This window comes from Kitasatospora misakiensis, assembly GCF_042656005.1.
GTDB lineage: Bacteria > Actinomycetota > Actinomycetes > Streptomycetales > Streptomycetaceae > Kitasatospora > Kitasatospora misakiensis.
The window spans coordinates 46,959-68,702 of record NZ_JBHSOF010000041.1 but is presented as its reverse complement, the minus strand read 5'-3'; the positions used below and the strand labels follow the sequence as shown (position 1 = coordinate 68,702).

At 73.4% G+C, this 21,744-nt stretch carries 10 protein-coding genes; 3 read left to right on the top strand and 7 right to left on the bottom strand.

Translation table 11 applies throughout. The annotated features are described in order from the left end of the window. Positions 1-14: 14 nt before the first annotated feature. The gene (locus ACFP3U_RS26730; RefSeq protein WP_380228238.1) at positions 15-482 is read right to left on the bottom strand and encodes an XRE family transcriptional regulator; all 468 of its coding nucleotides are present in this window, start codon (positions 480-482) and stop codon (positions 15-17) included. A gap of 1,363 nt (positions 483-1,845) precedes the next feature. Here ACFP3U_RS26730 and ACFP3U_RS26725 point away from each other — a divergent pair. Beyond that, positions 1,846-3,321 (top strand): glutamate synthase subunit beta, encoded by a 1,476-nt coding sequence (locus tag ACFP3U_RS26725; protein ID WP_380228237.1) that lies wholly within the window; start codon positions 1,846-1,848, stop codon positions 3,319-3,321. Positions 3,322-3,423: 102 nt separating this feature from the next. On the opposite strand, the gene ACFP3U_RS26720 is transcribed toward ACFP3U_RS26725, so the two are convergent. Further along, the gene (locus ACFP3U_RS26720; protein ID WP_380228235.1) at positions 3,424-4,338 is read right to left on the bottom strand and encodes a ribosome-inactivating family protein; all 915 of its coding nucleotides are present in this window, start codon (positions 4,336-4,338) and stop codon (positions 3,424-3,426) included. A 282-nt stretch (positions 4,339-4,620) separates the two neighbouring features. After that, positions 4,621-5,199 carry a TetR/AcrR family transcriptional regulator gene (locus tag ACFP3U_RS26715; protein ID WP_380228233.1) on the bottom strand — a complete coding sequence of 193 codons (579 nt, stop codon included), beginning with the start codon at positions 5,197-5,199 and terminating at the stop codon, positions 4,621-4,623. A gap of 106 nt (positions 5,200-5,305) precedes the next feature. On the opposite strand from ACFP3U_RS26715, the gene ACFP3U_RS26710 reads away from it, so the two are divergent. Together ACFP3U_RS26710 and thpR are read left to right on the top strand one after the other, a co-directional pair. After that, positions 5,306-5,776 carry a nuclear transport factor 2 family protein gene (locus tag ACFP3U_RS26710; protein ID WP_380228231.1) on the top strand — a complete coding sequence of 157 codons (471 nt, stop codon included), beginning with the start codon at positions 5,306-5,308 and terminating at the stop codon, positions 5,774-5,776. Positions 5,777-5,847: 71 nt separating this feature from the next. Then, a complete protein-coding gene (gene thpR / locus ACFP3U_RS26705) occupies positions 5,848-6,465 on the top strand; it encodes an RNA 2',3'-cyclic phosphodiesterase (RefSeq protein ID WP_380228230.1) in 618 nt (205 codons plus the stop codon). Positions 6,466-6,520: 55 nt separating this feature from the next. Here thpR and ACFP3U_RS26700 read toward each other — a convergent pair whose 3' ends face one another. The 4 genes from ACFP3U_RS26700 to ACFP3U_RS26685 form a co-directional block, all read right to left on the bottom strand. Further along, complete coding sequence (locus ACFP3U_RS26700) at positions 6,521-7,708, bottom strand: ferritin-like domain-containing protein (protein ID WP_380228229.1); 1,188 nt, start codon at positions 7,706-7,708, stop codon at positions 6,521-6,523. Further along, on the bottom strand, positions 7,705-9,699 hold the full coding sequence (locus ACFP3U_RS26695) for a GMC family oxidoreductase (protein WP_380228228.1): 1,995 nt from the start codon (positions 9,697-9,699) through the stop codon (positions 7,705-7,707). The genes ACFP3U_RS26700 and ACFP3U_RS26695 overlap by 4 nt, the downstream gene beginning before the upstream one ends. Then, positions 9,696-10,976 carry a hypothetical protein gene (locus ACFP3U_RS26690; protein ID WP_380228227.1) on the bottom strand — a complete coding sequence of 427 codons (1,281 nt, stop codon included), beginning with the start codon at positions 10,974-10,976 and terminating at the stop codon, positions 9,696-9,698. The genes ACFP3U_RS26695 and ACFP3U_RS26690 overlap by 4 nt, the downstream gene beginning before the upstream one ends. A gap of 120 nt (positions 10,977-11,096) precedes the next feature. Continuing rightward, the gene (locus ACFP3U_RS26685) at positions 11,097-21,500 is read right to left on the bottom strand and encodes a DUF7927 domain-containing protein (RefSeq protein WP_380228226.1); all 10,404 of its coding nucleotides are present in this window, start codon (positions 21,498-21,500) and stop codon (positions 11,097-11,099) included. Positions 21,501-21,744 lie beyond the last annotated feature (244 nt).

Here is a 21,744-nt window from a genome sequence, read left to right as displayed (position 1 = left end):
GAGCCGATTTTCCGCTACCTGCCGCCGGAACCGCCGCTCGCCCTGCCGCCGGGCCCGCCGTCCGGCCGACTTCCGGCCTCACGGCGGGCGATCGCCTCGATCATGTCGCTGATCGTGCCGAGCCCCTCGGGCGAAAGGGTCACCGCGCGCAGCGCCACGTCCCGTACCCCGGCGTCCCGCAGCGCGCCGAGCAGCGCCAGCTCCTCGGCGATCCGGACGCTCTGCCGGTCGTCGAAGAAGTACGCCGGAGGGACTTGGAAGAACTGTGCCAGCGCCTCCAGATGACGCTTCGTCGGATTGTCCCGGCGCCCGGTCCGCAGCTGCCACAGATAGGTCGCCGAGAAGGTCTCACCGGTCGCCTCCCGGCAGGCCCGGGCGACCTCCTCATGGGTGTACGGCTCACGGTCGGGGCGGCGGACCACGTCGAACAGCCGGTCCAGCTTCGCTGCGAGCGTGGACGCACCGGAGTCAGCGTCGGGCACGGCACACCTCTTCCCTCACCCCGCGGACACGCCCCGTGCGTGTGCGGATCGACCAACTCACGACCGGCCACCCATTCTAGGCACCGCGATCGGCCGTGTGGTACGCGTACTGATCGCCATTCCCGGAGGAGGCCGCAGCCGCCTACCGCTACTACGACCGGACCAACCGCCTCGGCAAGGTCGTCATCACCGTCGGCCGACGACCCGGTGGTCGTGCCCCGCCGGCGGCCACGCCCGACCCGCAGTAGTGCCCGCCGGCCGGCGGGCACCCGAGCCGGGCGGTGACCCGCATGGTCACCGCCCCGTGCCGACCCAGGTTGGGCCAGTGTGAGATCCCCGGCCCGGAATCTCGACAAGTTCGCTACAAGGAGGCCGGGTTGCGTTCCCGTCGGCCACGTCCTTGGAATCATCCCTGCTGGGCATCGGGGAGGTGCCCGTGGACGCGATCGATGGGGGTTGCGATGAATGTTCGGACCATGGACGCGAGGCCGTCGGCCCGGCCCCGGCGCTCCGGAGGGGGCGCCGCCCGTGCGGTGGCGCAGGGCCTGTTCCTCCTGGCCGGGCTGGCCACCACGGTGCTCGGCTTCAGCTGGTTCGTCGACGCGAACGACGAGGCGAGCGCGTACCGCACCGCCCCGGTGTGCGGGACGGCGGTGCGTACGCCCGGTGAGGAGTGCGTGCGGCACGAGACCGGCAAGGTGACGGACCGGCACGCCAGCCCCTCCGGAGACGGCACCACCTACACGCTGACCGTGGCACGGGAGACGGCCCCCGAGCACCGCTACACGGTCAACTCGGGTCTCTACTACGGCGCGAAGGTCGGCACGGAGGTGGACCTGACCCTCTTCCGGGGGAGCGTGGCGGAGGTCTCGCACAACGGGCAGCGCACCCCGAACTCGGGTTCGGCCTGGCTGGCGTCCCTGGAGGTGGCCCTCGTGGTCGGCCTGGGTGTGGCACTCACCGTCCTCGGCCTGACCTGGGGGCACCGGGAGACCGGCGTGGCCCCGTTCGCCTTCGCCATGGGCGGCCTCACCGTCCCCATGGCGCTCGTCGGCAGTCCTCACCCTCGTGCCGTCGCAGTTGCCGCTCGCCGCCACCCTGGCCGTACCCGTCCTCGGCTGGCTGGCCATGACCCTCGTCCCCGCGGTGATCGTCCGGAGCGGCTGACGGCCCCGGTCCCGCGCGGCAGGACGTCCACGGCCGCGCCGCGGGGAGCAGGGGGTGAACGCCCACCCGGCCCGGCGCCCGTCCCGCCCGGGGGCCCGGCTTCCCGAAGGCCCTTCGTAGGCGTACGGTGGCCACACGGTGGCGCGTCCGCCGGGGTGCCGCCGGTCCGTGTCGGCACGCCCTGCCGGAGGCCGCGATGGCAGACCGGATGGCCTTCCTCACCACCCCGCGCGCGGAGCGCGAGCGGCGGGACGCGCGGGAGCGGCTCGACGACTGGCAAGAGGTGTACCGCCCCGGGGTTCCCCTGCTGCCGATCGTCGGGGGCCAGGCCGCCCGCTGCATGGACTGCGGGCTGCCGTTCTGCCACAGCGCCTGCCCGCTCGGCAACCTCATCCCGGACTGGAACCGGCTGGTGGCGCTGGACGGCTGGCGGGCCGCGGCCGCCCGCCTGCTGGCGACGAACAACTTCCCCGAGTTCACCGGGCGGCTCTGCCCGGCCCCCTGCGAGAGCGCCTGCGTACTGGCCGTCGACGGCGGAGCGCCCGTCACGATCAAGAACATCGAGCTCGCCCTCGCCGACCGGGCCTGGGAGGAGGGCTGGGACCGGCCCCAGCCGCCCGCCACGACCACCGGCCGCCGGGTGGCGGTGGTCGGCTCCGGCCCGGCGGGCCTCGCCGCCGCCCAGCAGCTCACCCGGGCCGGCCACGCCACCACGGTGTACGAGCGGGCCGACCGCCTCGGCGGGCTGCTGCGCTACGGCATCCCGCCGTTCCGGCTGGAGAAGCACCGGCTGGACCGCCGGCTCGACCAGATGCGGGCCGAGGGCACCGTCTTCCGCACCGGGGTGCGGGTCGGCCGGGACGTCGCGGCCGACGAGCTGCGGGCCGACTGCGACGCGCTGGTGGTCGCCGTCGGCGCCGGCGTGCCCCGCGACCTGCCGGTGTCCGGCCGCGGCCTCCCGGGCGTCCACGGGGCGATGAGCTACCTGACCGGCGCGAACCGGGTCGACCAGGGCGATCTGCCGGCCGCGCCGGTGTCCGCCGAGGGCCGCCGGGTGGTGATCGTCGGCGGTGGCGACACGGCCTCCGACTGCCTCGGCACAGCGCTGCGGCAGCGCGCCGCGGCCGTCACCCAGCTCGACATCAACCCGTGCCCGCCCGAGCTCCGGGCCCCCGGAGAGCCCTGGCCGGTCCACCCGAAGGTCCACCGGAAGACCACCTCGCACGAGGAGGCCGACGCCACCGAGGCCGGGGTCCGGGTGTTCGCCGCCACCACGGTCGCCTTCGAGCCGGGGCCGGACGGGCGGCTAGCCGCGGTCCGCTTCGCCGACGCCGAGCCGCCCGACCGTACGCCCCGGGCGGGCACCGAGCGGACCGTTCCGGCCGAACTGGCACTGCTCGCGCTCGGCTTCACCGGCCCCGAACCGGAACCCTGGCTGACCGCCCGACTCGGCCTCACGGTCGGCCCGGACGGCGCGTTCACCCGCGACGACGGCTTCGCCGCCGGGACGGCCGGCGTGTTCGTCGCGGGCGACGCCGGGCGCGGTCAGTCCCTGATCGTCTGGGCGATCGCCGAGGGCCGCTCGGCCGCCGCCGCCGTCGACCGCTACCTCCGCGGCCACACCGAACTCCCCGCCCCGATCCACCCCTCCACCCGCGCCCTCACCCTCTGACCGGCGGTCGGCGCCACCCGGTGAAAGTCACCGCCGCGCGCTGACGGGACAGCGGGCAGACCGACAGCCGCGGCGGACGGGACAGCGGGCGGACGACCGGAGTTACAGCAGCGCTTCCGAACCGTGGAGCTCCACGAACCCGACCACGCGCCGCAGTTGGTCGAAGCTCGTGACGTTGTTGCCGATCAGCCGCACCGACGCGGCCCGGCCCTGCCGCCAGGCGTGCGCGGCCTGGGAGAGCCGGCCCCACTGGTTCTCCATGTCCCGGTAGTCCACGCTCAGCTGGTAGTTGGTCCAGCCGTTGATGTTCCCGTAGACCCGGTTGAGGATCGATCCGAACCGGGCGGCCTCCGAGAAGATGGTGATGGCCATCAGCATGCCCCGGTCGATGATCCTCTCGTTCCACTCCCGGACGTCGTGGAGGCCGTAGAGCGCGTCGAAGATGTTCGTGGAGCCGAGGTAGAGGTTCTCGCGGGTGCTGCCGCCGGTGATGCCGTTGTAGTTGCCGGTGCGCGGCATGAGCCGTGCGGTGACGCCGAGGTCGTTCTGGAACTGCTGCTGACGGCCGTCCTGGAAGGCCCAGTGGCGGTTGGCGGCGGGGGAGTAGAAGCCCGCGATGTAGAGGTTGTCGGCCCACATGTAGATGGAGACGAGGTGGGTCCCGTTGTTGATCACGCGGATCTGGATCAGCCGGTTCTCGTTCCGGGTGGTCTGCTGGACGAGCCCGCTGTCGGCGCCGGTCGCGTCGCCGTAGGAGTTCTGGTGGATCGCGTCGATGAGGTTCCAGTAGCGGTTCGCGTGCTGGCCCGCGCCGGAGGTGATGTTGGTGATGTCCCAGTCGATGATGGGCCAACTCTGGAGCACCGCCGCACGGTTGGCGGGTTCGATCCGAATCTGGCTCGCACCCGCCGACCGGTCGGTGAGTGCGGGTGCCGCGGACGCGGTGCCCGCGAGGGTGACGAGGAGTGCGGTCGCGGCCGTGGCCGACAGCAGGGCGGAACGGTTCCTCAGGAACACGGTGTCTCCTTGGACGACGGCGTCCGGCCGACACGCGGTGGGGCCGTGATCGAGGCCGGACGGGGGACGGGCGGCGCGCGGCGACCGCTCGACCGGGGTCGGGCGAGCGCCGGGAGCGCCGGGAACGCCGTGGTGATCGTGCTCGGCGCTCCGGTTCAGCATGCGTGAGCCCGAGCCGTCGCTGTTGCCCCGCGGCGCACGCCGTCTGACCCATGCGCGAACGGTGTTGAGCGCGGGCGGCCCCTTCCAGGAGTCCTACGGGGCACCGCAACTGGAGTGTCGTCAGCTCTTCGCGCCGGTCCTCGCGCCCGTCTTCGCGAGGAGCAGGCCGGCGACCTCGCGGGCCTCGGCGGCGGGGGTCGGGGTGCCGGTGAGGGAGGCGAGGGTGATCGCCCCCTCGACGAGGAGGGCGAGGTGGGTCCCGGTGCCCGCGGGGGCGCCGGCGTCGGTGGCGAGTCCGGTGAGGTACTCGCGGAGCGCCTCCTTGTGCCGACGGGCCGCGGCGGCGACGCCGGGTGCGGTGGCGCCGAGTTCGCCGAAGGAGTTGACGAAGGCACAGCCCCGGAAGCCGGGTTGGGCGAACCAGTCGGCGAGCCAGTCGAACACGGCGAGCACCCGCTCGGCGGGAGTGTCGGCGGCCGTGTCCACATGGTCGGCGAGGGCGGCGAGCCACCGCCGGTCGCGGCGGTCCAGATAGGCCTCGACGAGGTCGCCCTTGGACGGGAAGAGCTGGTAGAGGCGGCGCAGGGTGACGCCGGCGGCGGTGCGGACGGCGTCCATGCCGACCGCCTGGATGCCCTGTCCGTAGAACAGCTCCTCGGCCGCGTCGAGGATCCGGGTCTGTGCCTCGTCGGTGTCCATCCGCCCTGCCCTTTACATGAGAACCATGGTTCTCATAGGGTAGCGGACACCGTGAGAACGACCGTTCTCACCCCGACTCCGGCGCCACCCTTCGAAGGAGACCGGCATGTCCGAACAGCGCCCGCCCCTGCCCCCGTTCACCGAGGAGACCGCCCGCCTGAAGGTCCGGGCCGCCGAGGACGGCTGGAACAGCCGCGACCCGCGGCGGGTCTCGCTCGCCTACACCCCGGACAGCCGCTGGCGCAATCGCGCCGAGTTCGTCACCGGGCGCGAGGAGATCGTCGGCTTCCTCACCCGCAAGTGGCGGCGCGAGCACGAGTACCGGCTGATCAAGGAACTCTGGGCGCACACCGGCGACCGCATCGCGGTCCGCTTCGCCTACGAGTGGCACGACGACTCCGGCCAGTGGTTCCGCTCCTACGGCAACGAGAACTGGGAGTTCGACCAGGACGGCCTGATGGCGCGCCGGCACGCCTCGATCAACGACCTGCCGATCGCCGAGGACGAGCGCCTCTTCCACTGGCCGCTCGGCCGCCGCCCCGACGACCACCCGGGGCTGACCGACCTCGGACTCTGAACCTCCCCACTGGAGCCTGCCCGATGGCGGTCGGCGCGAGCGGGGCCCTCCCTCGGCTACCCTCCCCCTTCGTGGACGATCACCCCGAGCCCTCCTCCCTGCGCGTCTTCGTGGCGCTGGCCCCGCCGGACGACGCCAAGGACGAACTGGCGGGCGCCCTGGAGCCGGCCCGCGCGCGGTACCCGCGGTTGCGGTGGAACCGGATCGAGGACTGGCACATCACCCTGGCCTTTCTCGGCGAGCTGCCGTCCACGGCGGTCCCCCCGCTGCGGTCGGCGCTGGCCGGTGCGGCGCCTTCGTACCCGGCCCTGGACCTGAACCTGCGGGGCGGTGGCCACTTCGACGAGCGGCTGCTGTGGAGCGGGATCGACGGGGACGTGGAGGGCCTGCACCGGCTCGCCACCGACGTCCGGGAGCTGATCAGGGCGTGCGGGATCGGGTTCCGGGACCGCCCGCTCAACCCCCATCTGACGCTGGCACGCTCACGCCGTGACGACGCCGTCAGCGTGCCGCAGGCCGCGGCCGGGCTCGCCGGATTCGTGGGCCTGCGGTGGCGCACCGAGCGCCTGCACCTCGTCGGCAGCAACATCGGCCGCGGCCCCGGACCGATCCGCTACCGCGACATCGAGGCGTGGCGACTGGGCGCCGCCGCGCGGACCGGGGACGGCGCGTCCCCCGCCGAACCGTAACCGGCGGCCCGGCCACCGAGCCGTAACCGCCGACCCGGCTGCGGCCCGGCCACGGTCAGGCGAACGCCTCGGTGGAGTCCGAGGACAGGGCGGACAGGTCGATCGGTTCGCCCGCTTCGAGCGCCGCCGCCTCGACGTTGCGTCGGACCTCCTCGTCGGCGGCCCGGTAGTCGGGCGCGTCGAGTTCGAAGGTGGCGCTGGCGAAGCGGCCCAGGGCGGCCTGGGCCGGGTCGGGGTGCGGATTGCGGTAGAGCTGTTCGGCGCGGTCGCGCAGTTCGAGCATGGTGGGGATGGCGAGGGCCATGTCCCGGGGGCGCCCGTTGAAGGCGGAGTGCAGGTAGCGCAGCAGGACGGCGTAGCGGGAGTCGAACGCCACGGCCTGCGCGTACACCGCGCTGGTGGTCGCGAACCGTTCGTAGTCGGCGACCTTGGAGTCGCCGTGGATCGGGTAGGCGTCGTCCCAGGTCACGTCGATCAGGGGGCCGCTGGGCCGGTCCCTGGGGCGGTCGTGGGGGCCGTAGCCGCGGCCGGTGAAGATCTCGTTGAAGCGGAAGTAGTGGGCGAGTTCGGGCTGTTCGCCGAAGCGGTCGTTGCTGTTCCAGATGGTGCCGTGGACGCCCTCGCCCTGCTCGGTGATCGTCTCCAGCGCTTCGAGCGCCGAATTGCGGCCGTCGACGGGGAAGACCTCGCCACCGGAGTTGTAGAAGTCCTCCGGGCCGACCTGGTGGCCCGGCCGCCCGCCGGCGAACACCGCGTCGTGGCCGAGCGTCCTGACCAGGTACTCCAGGCCCTCCCGGACGGTGTCGTAGAACTGTCCGATCGAGGTCCAGCCGTCGCCCGGAGCGGTGTTCGGCGTGATCGCCCTGGGCTGCTCGATCCGCAGGAAGGTCCGGAGCGCCTCGGGGGAGAAGTGCCGCAGTCCGATGCTGGGGACCGTCTCGCCGCTGAAGGGCAGCCGGGCCGGGTACTCCGCGACGAAGCCGCTGCCGACCTCCGGGGTGCCGCCGACCGCGTTGAGCAGGTTGGCGGCCAGCGTCATGTGGAGCATCTCCTCCAGCAGGACGGCGCGGATCGCGTAGTACGCGGTGCGGTTGGTGCCGGGGCGGATGGTGTACATGCCGGTCATGTAGACCGGGATGGTGAGGTGTTCGACCTCCATGGCCGCCTGGAGGTACGTGCGCAGGTCGGGCAGCGTCCGCGGGACGCCGAAGCCGGCCCGGTCCAGGGCGAGGGCGGTGATCATGCCGGTACCTCCGTGTCCGTCGTGCCCCCCGTGTCCGTCGCGTCCCCCGCGCTGCCGTGCAGGTCGGCCGGCCGCCGGTCGGGGAGCAGGTCCTGGTGGATCCGCCCGGCGCTGCGCAGGGCGAGCGCCAGCATGGTGAGGGTGGGGTTGCTGGTGCCGATGGAGGGCATGCTGCCGCAGCCGACGGCGTACAGGTTCGGGTGCTCCCAGGTGCGCTGGTACTCGTCGACCACGGAGGTGGCCGCCGAGCCGCCCATGATGTGGGTGCCCGCGCCGTGGCCCGCGCCGCTGTAGGCGAGGTCCAGGGTCTCGCCGTCGACGGTGTGCGTGAAGTGGCCGAGCGGCGGCACGCCGTCGCGCGGGGCGTGGTCGGTGTAGTCGGTGGCGCCGAGGTGTCCGAAGATCTTCCGCGCCACCTTGCGGGCCGCGAAGAGGCCGTCGCGGGTGTGCTGGTCGAGGTCGTAGGTGATGACCGGGCGGAGGTTGCCCATGGCGTCGCGGTAGCGGCGGTCGATGGTGACCCGGTTGCCCGGGTTCGCCGACTGCTCGACGGCGATCTGCAGTTGGAGCTGCCGGCCGAGGGCGGAACCGAGCAGCCGGCGCAGCTCGGGCCCGAACACGCCGTCCGGCCGGACCTCGCCGTCCCGGTCGCCGCCGATACCGAGGGCGGTCGCGACATTGCTCATCGGCGCGCCGGTGGCCCAGCCCCAGCCCCAGTTGCCGATCTCGATCCGGAACGGCGCCCGCCGGGCACGCCCCTCGCCGAAGCGGAAGGCCTCCCAGCCGGAGGTGTGCCCGGGGCCGCGGAACGGCCCGACCGGTCCGCGCTTCTCGTCGGCGAGCGCCCAGTTGAGGATCGTGGGGTGGTCCATCAGGTTGCGGCCGACCTGGTCGCTGCCGTTCGCGAGCCCGGAGAACAGCAGCAGCCGGGCGTTCTCGACGGCGTGCGCGGCCAGCACCACCAAGTCCGCCTCGACCACGTACGACCGCCCGACCGGCGAGGCCGGATCGGTGTACGCGCGGAACTCCACCCCGCTCACCCGGCCGCCCCGGGTCGCGCCCGCCAGCCGGACCCGGGTGGCGACGCAGCGGGTGGCGAGCGAGACCGTCCGCGAGAAACGGGCCTGCTGGCGCAGCGGGTGGGACTTCGCCTGCACCGGGCAGATCGGCACACAGCTCGCGTTGCCCACGCAGCGCTCGCCGTAGTTGGGCAGGCCCACCGCGCCCTGCGGCCGGTACGGGACGGGGGAGTAGGCCGGGTTCGGGGTGGAGTTGCGCGCCTGCGGCAGGCTCCTGACCCGCAGTTCGTACTCCTCGCCCGCGAGGTCGTCGCGGACCGGCGTGCCGTCGAGCTCCTGGCAGTACCGGTCGATGTAGCTGGCCGGGATCTGATGCATCGGGTAGACGTACTCCGGGTCGGCGACGACCTCGATCGCCCGCTGGTCGTCCGCGTTTCCCGCCACGCCGATCTCGAACTCGGCCCGGGCGTACCAGGGTTGCAGCTCCTTCGGGTCGATCGGCCAGCTGCGCCCGTAGCCGTACCGCTCGGTGACGAAGTCCTCGGGGTGCATCCGGGGCACCGCGCCGAGCCAGTGCATCGCCGTGCCGCCCAACTCCCGCAGGTAGTCGGTGCCGTACGGGAGCCGGCCGTCCTGGACGAAGTAGCCGTTCGCGGTGAACTCCGGCCGGCCCGGTCGCGGGTCGCGCACCGGGGCGAGGTCGAGGACGTCCGGGGAGGGCGCGGCGACGCTGCGCCGGTAGGCGGAGTTGGGCACCTTGGCGACGGCGGAGTGGTAGGTCGAGAGCGAGCCCAGGTAGCCGGGCCAGGTCGCGGTGCCGCCGTTGCCGGCCTCCAGGACGAGGACGTGCCAGCCCAGGTCGCCGAGCTCCTTCGCGATCAGGCTGCCTGACCAGCCGCCGCCGACGATGACGACGTCGTAGCGCCGGCGGACGGCCTCGTCCGCGCCGACGGCGGTCACAGGCCCGGTCATGCGCGCTCCTCGCGGGTGGCGGGCCCGGCCGAGGTCGGGACGGCGGACGGCGGGATCCGGCGCCAGGCCCGGTGGCCGGGCAGCAGGTGGTCGGGCACGGCGTCGAGGGCGACCTCGGCCGCCAGCCCGGTGCGGCAGACCGCCTGCTCGTCGAGGCCGAGGCGGCGGCGGAGCGCCTCGGTGGTGGGCTGCGCCGGCGGCCGGACCGCCCAGGTGCCGAAGCCCGGCGGCTTCGCCCCGGCCGGATGCCCGTGGAAGGTCCGCCACACCAGGCCCTCGACGTACGCCTCCGGCGCGACCACGAACTCCTCGTTCGCCAGCTGCCGCCGCAGCGCCGCGTGCGCGGCCGGCGCCAGTCGCGGCCAGGAGCCGGTCAGCCACAGGTACGCCAGCGCCCGGGCCACCTCGAGGTGGACGGGCGAGAGGTCCCGCGGACCGCCGCGCCCGTCGAGGGCGGCCGACCAGGCGGCCCAGAACTCGGCGAAGGCGGCCGCCCCGACCTGCTGCCGGGCGGTCTCCAGATAGCGCTCGGCCATGCCGGTGGCGTACAGGTCGAAGGCGGCGAAGCCGGCCAGGGGCACGCAGCGGTCGACGAAGTCCTCGACCTCGTCCGTCACAGCGGGAACCGTCATCACGCTCCTCTCACGGGGCAGGCCGCCCGGACCGGGGGAGCGGACGTCCCCGCGCGAAAGGTTCCCGGGCGAACCACCCGGCATCATCGCCCGCGAGGCGGGCGCGCGGCAGGGCGCACGGGCGGTCGCGCCGGAGCCGGCGGAGGGTTTCACCCGACCGGGCGGCGCGGGGTGGGGCCTGCGCGCCCGAGCCCGCGCGCCGGGCGCGTGACGTGCGCAGCGTCCTGCGCCCGGCGCGCGCGTCCTGCGCCGGCCGGGGGGTGCCGCGCCCGCCCGGGGTGCGGCGCGGCAGCGCAGCATCGTCAACGGCGGGTTGCCGACGAAGTCGTCCCAGAACTCCTCGCCGTACTCGCGCACGCCGGCCGCGGAGATCCCCAGCGGGACCCAGGTGATCCCGGTGAACCCGGCCGCCCGCAGGCTCCCCTCGTAGACCTCGCGGCTCGGCGGGTTCGCGACGAACGAGATCGGCGGGTCGAGGAGCGCGGTGATCCTCACCCGCGGCCCGATCGCGGAGTCCTCGCCGAGCGATTCGCACAGGAAGCCGTACTTGGCCAGTGAGGGCCCGTCGAAGCGGTAGTCCGGGTGCTGCACGAAGGCGAAGAACTCGGCCCCGGGCACGATGCTCCGGTGGATGTTGCGACACATCCGCTCGATGGTGGCGACGTCGTCGGCGTAGTTGAACAGCTGGACGGCGACCGCGACGTCGAAGCGTTGAACGCCGCCGGGCGGCCGGCAGAGCCGACCGCCCGGTGTGACCGGCGGAGGTCAGCGGCGGGAGCGCCGCGCCGCCACCAGCAGGCCGCCGAGGGCGAGGAACACCACCGTGATCAGCAGGGCCGGCTTCGGACTCCCGCTGCCGGTGGGCGGCAGCGGGGGCCGGGTGGTCGGGCTGGGGCTCGGGCTCGGCAGGTGGCGGACCGTGGTGGTGGTCGAGCAGTTGCCGTCGCTCGTGCCCGCCTCGGCCCGCCGCGGACCGTTGCCGCCAGTGGAGCCGGAGCAGTTCGAGCCGTCGGCGGTCAGGCGGTTGACGAGCCTCGCGCCACCCGCGTCCGGCTTCACGGTGACGGTGTAGCTGAGCGTCTCCGTCGCCCCGGGCCGGATGTCCAGCGTCCACGTCAGCCTCGGCGCGGCGTACGCCGTCCGCCCCGTACTCGCGTCGGCGTCACGGCCGTAGACCGCTCCGTCCAGGACCGCGGAGAGGTCGTCGGTGACGACCGCGCCGACGTACGTGCCACTCGCCCGGTTGGTGGCCGTGACGGTGTACGTGACCTGGTCACCGGCCTTCGGGTCCGCCGGGCTCGCGTGCTTGGTGAGCAGCAGGTCGTGCCGGACGGTGATCGGCTCGGTCGGGGTGGCCACCGCCGTGTGGGCGGTCGCGTCCGGGTCCGGGCCACCCGTCACCACCACCGTGTTGACCGGGACGGCCGTGGCGTCCGGGTCCAGCGTGCCGGTGAGCGTCCAACTCGCCGTCGCGCCGACCGGGATCCCGACGGCCGGGCAGGTCGCCGTCCCGTCGGCGATCGGGCACGGCGCGCCGTCGGTGTCGCCGGTCATCGAGGCGTCACCGACCCCCGCGGGCACCCGGTCGGTGACGACCACGTTCCGGGCCGGCGAGGGGCCGTGGTTGGTCACGGTGACCCGCCACCGGATCTGCTGCCCGGCGACGACCGGGGAGGTCAGCAGCGCCTTGGCGACGCTCAGCCGGGCCTGCCCGGACGGCGGCTCCGAGGGCGAGGCCACCGCCGTGTGCGTGGGCGTCGCCGGGTCGGGCCCGCCGGTGACGGTCGCCGTGTTGGCCGGTGTGACGGTGGCGCCGGCGTCCAGCGTGCCGGTCAGGGTCCACACCCGCGTCCCGCCGACCGGGATCCCCACGGCCGGGCAGGTCGCCGTCCTGTCCGCGATCGGACAGGCGGTACCGTCGTCGGCCGCCATCGACGCGTTCAGCACGCCGCCCGGGATCCGGTCGGTGACGACGACGTCGCGGGCCACGGACGGGCCCCGGTTGGTGACGACGACCTGCCACCGGATCTGCTGCCCGGGGACGACCGGATCGGTGAGCAGCACCTTGGAGACCGACAGGCGCGCCTCCCGCACCGGCTCGACGGACGGGCTGGCCACCGCCGTGTGGGTGCTCGCGCTCGGATCCGGACCGCCGGTGACGAGCGCGGTGTTGGTCGGTGTGACGGTGGCGCCCGGGTCGAGCGTCCCGCTGAGCGTCCAGGTCAGGGTCCGGCCGACCGCGATCTCCACGGCCGGGCAGGTCGCCGTCCCGCCGGCGATCGCGCACGCGGTGCCGTCCGGCGCCGTCATCGACGCGTCGGACACCCCGGCCGGCACCCGGTCGGTCACGACCACGTTCCGTGCCCGCGACGGCCCGTTGTTCGTCACCGTGACCCGCCACTGGATCTGCCGGCCCGGGATCACCGGATCGGTCACCAGGGCCTTCGCCACGACGAGGTTGGCCTGCGGCGACGGCGAGCCGGTGGGCGAGGCCACCGCCGTGTGCGTCGGCGTGCCCGGGTCAGGGCCGCCCGTCACCACCACCGTGTTGGTCGGCGTCACCGTGGCGTCCTGCGCCAGCGTGCCGCTCAGCGTGTACGAGGCCGTCTGCCCGACCTCCAGGTCGATCGCCGGGCAGCTGGCCACGCCGCCCGTGACCGGGCAGTCGGTACCGTCCTCGTCCGAGGCCATCACGGCTCCCGACACCCCGTCCGGCACGCGGTCGGTGACGACGACGTTCCGGGCCCGCGACGGACCGTTGTTGAGGACGGTCACCCGCCACCGCACCGTCCCACCGGGCACCACCGGGTCGGTCACCAGCGCCTTGGAGACCGTCAGCCTGGCCTGCGGTGACGGGGAGCCGGTGGGCGAGGCCACCGCGGTGTGCGTCGGCGTGCCCGGGTCAGGGCCGCCCGTCACCACCACCGTGTTGGTCGGCGTCACCGTGGCGTCCTGCGCCAGCGTGCCGCTCAGCGTGTACGAGGCCGTCTGCCCGACCTCCAGGTCGATCGCCGGGCAGGTGGCCACGCCGCCCGTGACCGGGCAGTCGGTACCGTCCTCGTCCGAGGCCATCACGGCTCCCGACACCCCGTCCGGCACGCGGTCGGTGACGACGACGTTCCGGGCCCGCGACGGACCGTTGTTGAGGACGGTCACCCGCCACCGCACCGTCCCACCGGGCACCACCGGGTCGGTCACCAGCGCTTTGGAGACCGTCAGCCTGGCCTGCGGTGACGGGGAGCCGGTGGGCGAGGCCACCGCCGTGTGGGCCGAGGTGCTCGGGTCCGGGCCGCCGGTCACCACGGCGGTGTTGCCCGGCACGGCGGTCGCGTCCTGGGCCAGGGTGCCGCTCAGCGTGTAGGTCGCCGTCCGGCCGACCGGGATCTCGATCGCCGGGCAGGTCGCCACGCCACCCGCGACCGGGCAGGCCGCCCCCGTCTCGTCCGGCGAGAGCGAGGCGCCGACGACCCCGTCCGGGATCCGGTCGGCGACCACGACGTTGCGGGCCAGGCTCGGCCCGTTGTTGGTGACGCTGATCCGCCAGGCGATCGACTGCCCCGGCACGACCGGGTCGGTGAGCAGCGCCTTCGAGACCGTGAGGCTCGCCCGCGGCGCGACCGTCTCACTGGCCTGGGCGGTCGCGGTGTGCGTGGGCGTCGCCGGGTCGGGCCCGCCGGTGACGGTGGCGACGTTGACCGGGGTGCCGGTCGCCGCCGGGTCGAGCGTCCCGGTGACGGTGTACGAGACGCTACCGCCGGCCGGGATCTCCACCGCCGGGCAGGTCGCCGTGCCGCCGGTGATCGGGCAGGCCGAGCCGTCGGCGTCCGAGGTCATGCTCGCGCCGTCGACCAGAGCCGGGACGGTGTCGGTGACGACCACGTTCCGGGCCCGCGAGGGGCCGCGGTTGGTCACCGTGACCCGCCACTGGATCCGCTGGCCCGGCACGACCGGGTTGGTCACCAGCGCCTTGGCGATGCCCAGGTTCGCCTGGGGCGTGGGGGAGGCGGTCGGCGAGGCCACCGCCGTGTGCGTCGGCGTGGCGGGGTCGGGGCCGCCGGTCACCGTGACGGTGTTGGTCGGCGTCACGGTCGCGTCCGGGGCGAGCGTCGCGGTCAGCGTGTAGGACACGGTCCGGCCGACCGCCAGCTCGACGGCCGGACAGACCGCGACACCGCCGGTGACCGGGCAGACGGTCGCGTCGACGTCCGACTGGAGGACGGCGCCGGAGACCCCGTCCGGGATCCGGTCGGCGACCACGACGTCCCGCGCCGTGGACGGACCGTTGTTGGTCACCGTCACCCGCCACTGGATGATCTCACCCGGGACGACCGGGTCGGTCAGCAGCGCCTTGGCGACGGTCAGCCTGGCCTGCGGCGACGGCGAGTCGGTGGGCGAGGCCACGGCGGTGTGCGTCGGGGTGCTCGGATCCGGGCCGCCGGTGACCGTGACGGTGTTGGTCGGCGTCACCGTCGCATCCTGCACGAGCGTTCCGCTCAGCGTGTACGACTGCGTGCGGCCGACCTCCAGGTCGACGGCGGGGCAGACGGCCGTCCCGTCCGTGATCGGGCAGACGCTCCCGTCGGCGGACGTCATGCTCGCACCGCCGACACCGTCCGGCACACGGTCGGTGACCACGACGTTCCGGGCCTGGGAGGGGCCGTTGTTGGTGACGCTGACCCGCCACTGGATCTGCTGGCCGGGGACGACCGGGTTGGTGAGCAGCACCTTCGACACGGTCAGGCTCGCCTGCGGAGTGGGCGAGTTCGTCGGCGAGGCGACCGCGGTGTGCGTCGGGGTGCTCGGATCGGGTCCGCCCGTCACCAGCGCGGTGTTCGTCGGGGTGACCGTGGCGTCCTGCGCGAGCGTGCCCGTCAACGTCCAGGCCAGCGACTGCCCGACCGGGATCTCGACGGCCGGGCAGGTGGCCGTGCCGTTGGCGATCGGGCAGTTGGTCCCGTCCGCGTCAGCCGTCATTGTCGCGTTGTTGACCCCGGCGGGGACCTGGTCCGTCACCACGACGTCCCGGGCCCGCGAGGGGCCGTTGTTGGTCACGCTTACGCGCCATTGGATCTGCTGTCCGGGGACGACCGGGTTGGTGAGCAACACCTTCGACACGGTCAGGTTCGCCTGCGGTGTGGGTGTGGTGGTCGGCGAGGCGACCGCCGTGTGCGTCGGCGTGGCGGGGTCGGGTCCGCCGGTCGCCGTGACGGTGTTGGTCGGTGTGGTGGTTGCGTTCGCGTCCAGTGTGCCGGACAGCGTCCACGTCGCGGCCTGTCCGACCGGGATCTCGACGGCCGGGCAGGTGGCCGTGCCGTTGGCGATCGGGCAGTTGGTCCCGTCCGCATCGGCCGTCATTGTCGCGTTGTTGACCCCGGCGGGGACTTGGTCGGTCACCACGACGTCCCGCGCTCGCGACGGACCGTTGTTGGTGACCGTCACCCGCCACTGGATTTGCTGACCGGGGAAGACCGGGTTGGTGAGGAGCACCTTGGAGACGGTGAGGTTGGCCTGGGGTGCAGGCGAGTTGGACGGTGAGGCGACGGCCGTGTGGGTTGGTGTGGCGGGGTCGGGTCCGCCGGTCGCCGTGACGGTGTTGGTCGGTGTGGTGGTCGCGTTCGCGTCGAGCGTGCCGGACAGCGTCCACGTCAGGGTCTGTCCGACCGGGATCTCTACTGCGGGACACGTCGCCGTGCCGTTGCCGATCGGACAGTTCGCTCCGTCCGCATCGGCTGTCATCGTCGCATTGTTGACCCCGGCGGGGACTTGGTCGGTCACCACGACATTGCGCGCTCGCGACGGTCCGTTGTTGGTGACGCTGACCCGCCACTGGATCTGCTGACCCGGCACCACGGGATCTGTGAGCAGCACCTTCGACACTGTGAGGCTCGCCTGCGCCGACGGCGAGGAGGTGGGCGACGCGACGGCGGTGTGCGCGGTGGCCGTCGGATCGGGCCCGCCGGTCACGACCACCGTGTTAGTCGGTGTGGTGGTCGCGTTCGTGTCCAGCGTTCCGGTGAGTGTCCAGGTCAGGGTCTGGCCGGCCGGGATCTCGATGGCGGGACATGTTGCGGTGCCGCCGTTGATCGGGCAGTTGACCCCGTCGGCGTCAGCCTGCATGGAGGGGTTGTTGAGCCCGGCGGGGACCTGGTCCGTCACCACGACGTCCCGTGCTCGCGAGGGGCCGTTGTTGGTCACGATGACCCGCCATTGGATCTGCTGTCCGGGGACGACGGGGTTGGTCAGCAGTGACTTGGAGACGGTGAGGTTGGCCTGCGGTGTAGGCGAGTTGGTCGGTGAGGCGACGGTCGTGTGAGTCGGCGTGGCGGGGTCGGGACCGCCGGTGACCGTAACGGTGTTGGTAGGCGTCGAGGTCGCGTCGGAGGCGAGCGTGCCGGACAGCGTCCACGTCAGGGTCTGGCCGGCGGAGATCTCCACGGCCGGGCAGGTCGCGGTGCCGCCATTGATCGGGCAGTTGGCCCCGTCCGCATCGGCCGTCATTGTCGCGTTGTTGACCTGGGCGGGGACCTGGTCCGTCACCACGACATCGCGCGCTCGCGACGGTCCGTTGTTGGTCACGGTGACGCGCCACTGGACCGCCTGGCCGGGGACGACCGGGTTGGTGAGGAGGGACTTGGAGACGGTGAGGTTGGTTTGGGGCGTAGGCGAGTTGGTCGGTGAGGCGACGGCGGTGTGGGTTGGTGTGGCGGGGTCGGGTCCGCCGGTGACGGTCACGGTGTTGGTCGGTGTGGTGGTCGCGTTCGCGTCCAGGGTGCCGGTGAGTGTCCAGGTCAGGGTCTGGCCGGCGGGGATCTCGACGGCCGGGCAGGTCGCGGTGCCGCCGTTGATCGGGCAGTTGGCTCCGTCCGTATCGGCCGTCATTGTCGCGTTGTTGACCTCGGCGGGGACCTGGTCCGTCACCACGACATCCCGGGCCCGCGACGGTCCGTTGTTGGTGACGCTCACGCGCCACTGGACTTGCTGTCCGGGGACGACCGGGTTGGTGAGGAGCACCTTCGAGACGGTGAGGTTGGCCTGGGGTGCAGGCGAGTTGGTCGGTGAGGCGACGGCGGTGTGGGTTGGTGTGGCGGGGTCGGGTCCGCCGGTGACCGTGACGGTGTTGGTCGGTGTGGTGGTCGCGTTGGCGTCGAGCGTGCCAGTGAGTGTCCAGGTCGCGGAGGATCCGGCGGGGATCTCGACGGCGGGGCAGGTGGCCGTACCGGCGTTGATCGGGCAGTTCGCCCCGTCCGCGTCAGCCGTCATTGTCGCGTTGTTGACCTGGGCGGGGATTTGGTCCGTCACCACGACATCGCGCGCTCGCGAGGGGCCGTTGTTGGTCACGGTGACCCGCCATTGGATCTGCTGTCCGGGGACGACCGGGTTGGTGAGCAGGACCTTGGAGACGGCGAGGTTGGCCTGCGGCGCTGGTGAGTTCGTCGGTGAGGCGACTGCCGTGTGGGTCGGTGTGGCAGGGTCGGGGCCGCCGGTCACCGTGACGGTGTTGGTCGGCGTCGAGGTCGCGTCGGAGGAGAGTGTGCCGGTCAGCGTCCACGTGGCGGAGGATCCGGCCGGGATTTCGACGGCTGGGCAGGTGGCTGTGCCGCCGTTGATCGGGCAGTTGGCCCCGTCGGCGTCAGCCTGCATGGAGGGGTTGTTGACCCCGGCGGGGACGGTGTCGGTGACGACGACGTCACGGGCGCGGGAGGGGCCGTTGTTGGTGACGGTGACGCGCCATTGGATCTGCTGGCCGGGGACGACCGGGTTGGTGAGCAGGACCTTGGAGACGGTGAGGTTGGCCTGCGGCGCTGGTGAGTTCGTCGGTGAGGCGACTGCCGTGTGGGTCGGTGTGGCAGGGTCCGGGCCGCCGGTGACCGTCGCCGTGTTGGCGGGTGTCGCCGTCGCGTCGGAGGAGAGCGTTCCGGTGAGTGTCCATGTGGCGGAGGAACCGGCCGGGATTTCGACGGCCGGGCAGGTCGCGGTGCTGTTGGTGATCGGGCAGTTCGCGCCGCTCGCGTCGGCCGTCATGGTCGCGTTGTTGACGCCGGTCGGCACGGTGTCGGTGACGACGACGTCACGGGCGCGGGAGGGGCCGTTGTTGGTGACGGTGACGCGCCATTGGATCTGCTGTCCGGGGACGACCGGGTTGGTGAGCAGGACCTTGGAGACGGTGAGGTTGGCCTGGGGCGACGGGGAGTTCGTCGGCGAGGCGACGGCGGTGTGTGAGGAGGCGGAGGGGTCCGGGCCGCCGGTCACGGTGACCGAGTTCGTCGGTGTGGTGGTGGCGTTGGGGTCGAGCGTGCCGGTGAGGGTCCAGCTCAGCGACGAGCCGGCCGGGATCTCCACCGCCGGGCAGGTCGCCACACCCCCGCCGATCGGACAGTCGGCCCCGTCGGCGTCCGCCTTCATCGAGGCGCCGGTGACGCCTGACGGAACGGTGTCCGTCACGACGACGTTGCGCGCCCGCGAGGGACCGTTGTTGCTCACCGTCACCCGCCACTGGACTGCCTGGCCGGGCACGGCCGGGCTGGTGAGGAGCGACTTGGAGACGGTCAGGTTAGCCTGCGGCGACGGCAGGGCGGTCGGCGAGGCGACGGCGGTGCGGGCCGTGGCGGCCGGGTCGGGGCCGCCGGTGACGACGGCGGTGTTGGTCGGGGTGCTGGTCGCGTTGGGGTCGAGCGTGCCGGTGAGGGTCCAGCTCAGCGACGAACCGGCCGGGATCTCCACTGCCGGGCAGGTCGCGGTGGAGCCGCTGATCGGACAGTCGGTGCCGCCGGCGTCCGCCTTCATCGAGGCACCGGTGACGCCTGACGGAACGGTGTCCGTCACGACGACGTTGCGGGCCCGCGACGGGCCGTTGTTGGCCACCGTCACCCGCCACTGGATCTGTGCGCCCGGCACGACCGGGCTGGTCAGCAGTGTCTTCGAGATGGTGAGGTTGGCCTGGGGCGACGGGGAGTTCGTCGGTGAGGCGACGGCCGTGTGGGTCGGCGTGGCGGGGTCGGGGCCGCCGGTGACCACGGCGGTGTTGGTCGGCGTGCTGGTCGCGTTGGGGTCCAGTGTGCCGGTGAGGGTCCAGCTGGCGGTGCCGTTCAACGGGATCTCGACGGCGGGGCAGCTCGCGGTGCCGTTGGCGATCGGGCAGGAGCCCCCGTCCTGGTCGTTGACCATGCTCGCGCCGGTCACCCCGGCCGGGATCCGGTCCGTCACGACGACGTTGCGGGCCCGCGACGGGCCGTTGTTGGTCACCGTGACCCGCCACCGGATCTGGGCGCCGGGCACCACGGGGCTGGTCAGCAGCGTCTTGGAGACGACCAGGTTGGCCTGGTTGCCGGGCGGGATGGGGTTGGCGGTGCTGGTGCAGGAGGGTGAGCAGTTCGGGTCGGTGGTGCCGCCCGGCGGGGTGACGGTGGCCCGGTTGTCCAGGGAGCCGGTGGCGTCCGCCGGGACGGTGCCGGTGAGGCGGTAGGTGACCTGGCCGCCGGCCAGGATGGTGACGGTGGTGTCGATGTTGCCGGTGCCGGAGGGGGTGGCGCCGCAGCTGCTGCCGCCGGAGGCCGTGCAGCTCCAGGTGAAGTTCTGGACGGCGGCCGGCAGGGTGTCCCTGACCGAGGTGCCGGCGGCGTCGGAGGGCCCGTCGTTCTTCACCACGATCGTGTAGGTGAGCGGCTGGCCGGGCACGTACGGGTTCTTGTCGGGTGTCTTGGTCACCGACAGTCCGGTGGTGACCCGCCCGGGGGTCTCGACGGTGCTGGAGCACGTCGGACCGCAGTTGGGGTCGGTGCTGGCGGTCGGCCGGGTCACCGTCGCGGTGTTCGCCAGGGTGCCCGTGGTGGCGGCCGGGACGGTGCCCGTCACCGTGTACGTCACGGAGCTGTTCACCGCGATCGTGGCCGTCGTGTCGATGTTGCCGGTACCGCTCGCGGTGCCGCAGCTGCTGCCGGTGCCGCCTGACGCGCAGGTCCAGGTGAACCCGGAGAGTGCGGACGGCAGGGCGTCGCGGACGGCCGCGTCGACGGCGGGCGCCGGTCCGGCGTTCCGCACCACGAAGGTGTAGGTGAGCGGCCGGCCCGGGACGTAGGTGGTCGGGGCGGCGGACTTCGTGATGGACAGGCCGACCTGGGTCACCCATTCGAGGACGATCTCGCCGTTGCCGCCGTCGGAGTAGCCGCCGCCGTCGCCAATGCCGCTCGTGTACAGGGCGTCGGTCCGGCCGCCCGAGGTGCCGCCGACGCCGTTGCCGGTGCTGTTGGTGCCGTTGGAGGTCTGCGTGTCGGTGACACCGGCGCCCCTGTTGTAGCCGGAACCCCCGCCGCCCATGCCGTTGGGTTCGAGGCGGCCGCCACGCTGGCAGGCACCGCCGCCGCCGCCGTAGTAGCCGCCGCCGCCGCCGCCGCCGCCCTCGAACTGCGGGGCGCTGGCGCCGCTGCCGCCCTGGTACTGGCTGCCGTCGCCGGCCGTCGCGCACGCGGTCTGGGCGGCGCCCGCGCCGCCCGCGGTCTGGGTGCCGCCGCGACCGGAGGCGGCGGCCTGGTTGTCCTGGCCGCCGGTGGTGCCGCCGCCACCGCCGGCCGCCGGGGTGGTGGCGTCGGCACCGGGGGAGGCGCCGCCGCCACCGCCGGCCACGAGCAGCGGGTCGGTGCCGGAGGTGCCGTTCCACACGGCGCTCATGCCGCCGCCGCTGCCGCCGGTCGCGCTGGCTCCGACGGGGGTGGTGAAGCCCTGGCCGCCGGCGCCGCCCCCGCCGTAGGTGGAGGTGGTGCTGTTCATCCGGCCGCCCTGGCCGACGGTGAGGGTCAGCGTCTGACCGGGCGTCACCGCGATCGCGCCGGTGGTGTAGCCTCCGCCGCCTCCGCCGTACTGGCCGGTGTAGTAGGCGCGCGGCGCGCCCGCGCCGCCGGCGCCGAACACCCGGGCGTAGACGCTGGTCACGCCGGCCGGCACGGTGAAGGTCTGGTCGCCGCCGCTGTAGGTGACGCGCGCGCAGTTGGTGAAGCCGCTGGTCGGTGTGCACGCGACCAGCGCCCGTTGCCGCTCGGGAAGCCCTTGCGGCCCGTAGGCGGGCGGGGCGGCGGCGAGCGCCAGCCCGCCCTGGGGCACCAGGCAGAGCAGCGCGAGCGCGCCGCGCACCGCCGTCGAGAACCGACCGCCGAGCAACGACCTCACCGGAGCCATCCGGCATCTCCTCTCACGACCGTGTGAGCACGGGCGCAGCTGGGCGGACAACACGACAAGTCATGCGAATGCACGCACATGCGATCAGAGACTGCCGAGGCGGAGCGCGGGTCGGCGCCACCTGACGTCGTGTCAGTGATCTTTCGTCCCGGAATCCGCGCTTTCGGCCCATTCGGGTCACCGTTCGGCGCAACCCCGGCGGGCGGGCCTGGGGACGGGCCGGGAACGGTGCGGGGCCGCTCCA

Excerpts from the sequence above, each read along its gene's own strand:
- ACFP3U_RS26690 (WP_380228227.1), bottom strand. The coding sequence starts at position 10,976 with ATGTGTCGCAACATCCACCGGAGCATCGTGCCCGGGGCCGAGTTCTTC.
- ACFP3U_RS26710 (WP_380228231.1), top strand. The coding sequence starts at position 5,306 with ATGTCCGAACAGCGCCCGCCCCTGCCCCCGTTCACCGAGGAGACCGCC.
- ACFP3U_RS26685 (WP_380228226.1), bottom strand. The coding sequence starts at position 21,500 with ATGGCTCCGGTGAGGTCGTTGCTCGGCGGTCGGTTCTCGACGGCGGTG.
- ACFP3U_RS26725 (WP_380228237.1), top strand. The coding sequence starts at position 1,846 with ATGGCAGACCGGATGGCCTTCCTCACCACCCCGCGCGCGGAGCGCGAG.
- ACFP3U_RS26700 (WP_380228229.1), bottom strand. The coding sequence starts at position 7,708 with ATGATCACCGCCCTCGCCCTGGACCGGGCCGGCTTCGGCGTCCCGCGG.
- ACFP3U_RS26715 (WP_380228233.1), bottom strand. The coding sequence starts at position 5,199 with ATGGACACCGACGAGGCACAGACCCGGATCCTCGACGCGGCCGAGGAG.
- ACFP3U_RS26695 (WP_380228228.1), bottom strand. The coding sequence starts at position 9,699 with ATGACCGGGCCTGTGACCGCCGTCGGCGCGGACGAGGCCGTCCGCCGG.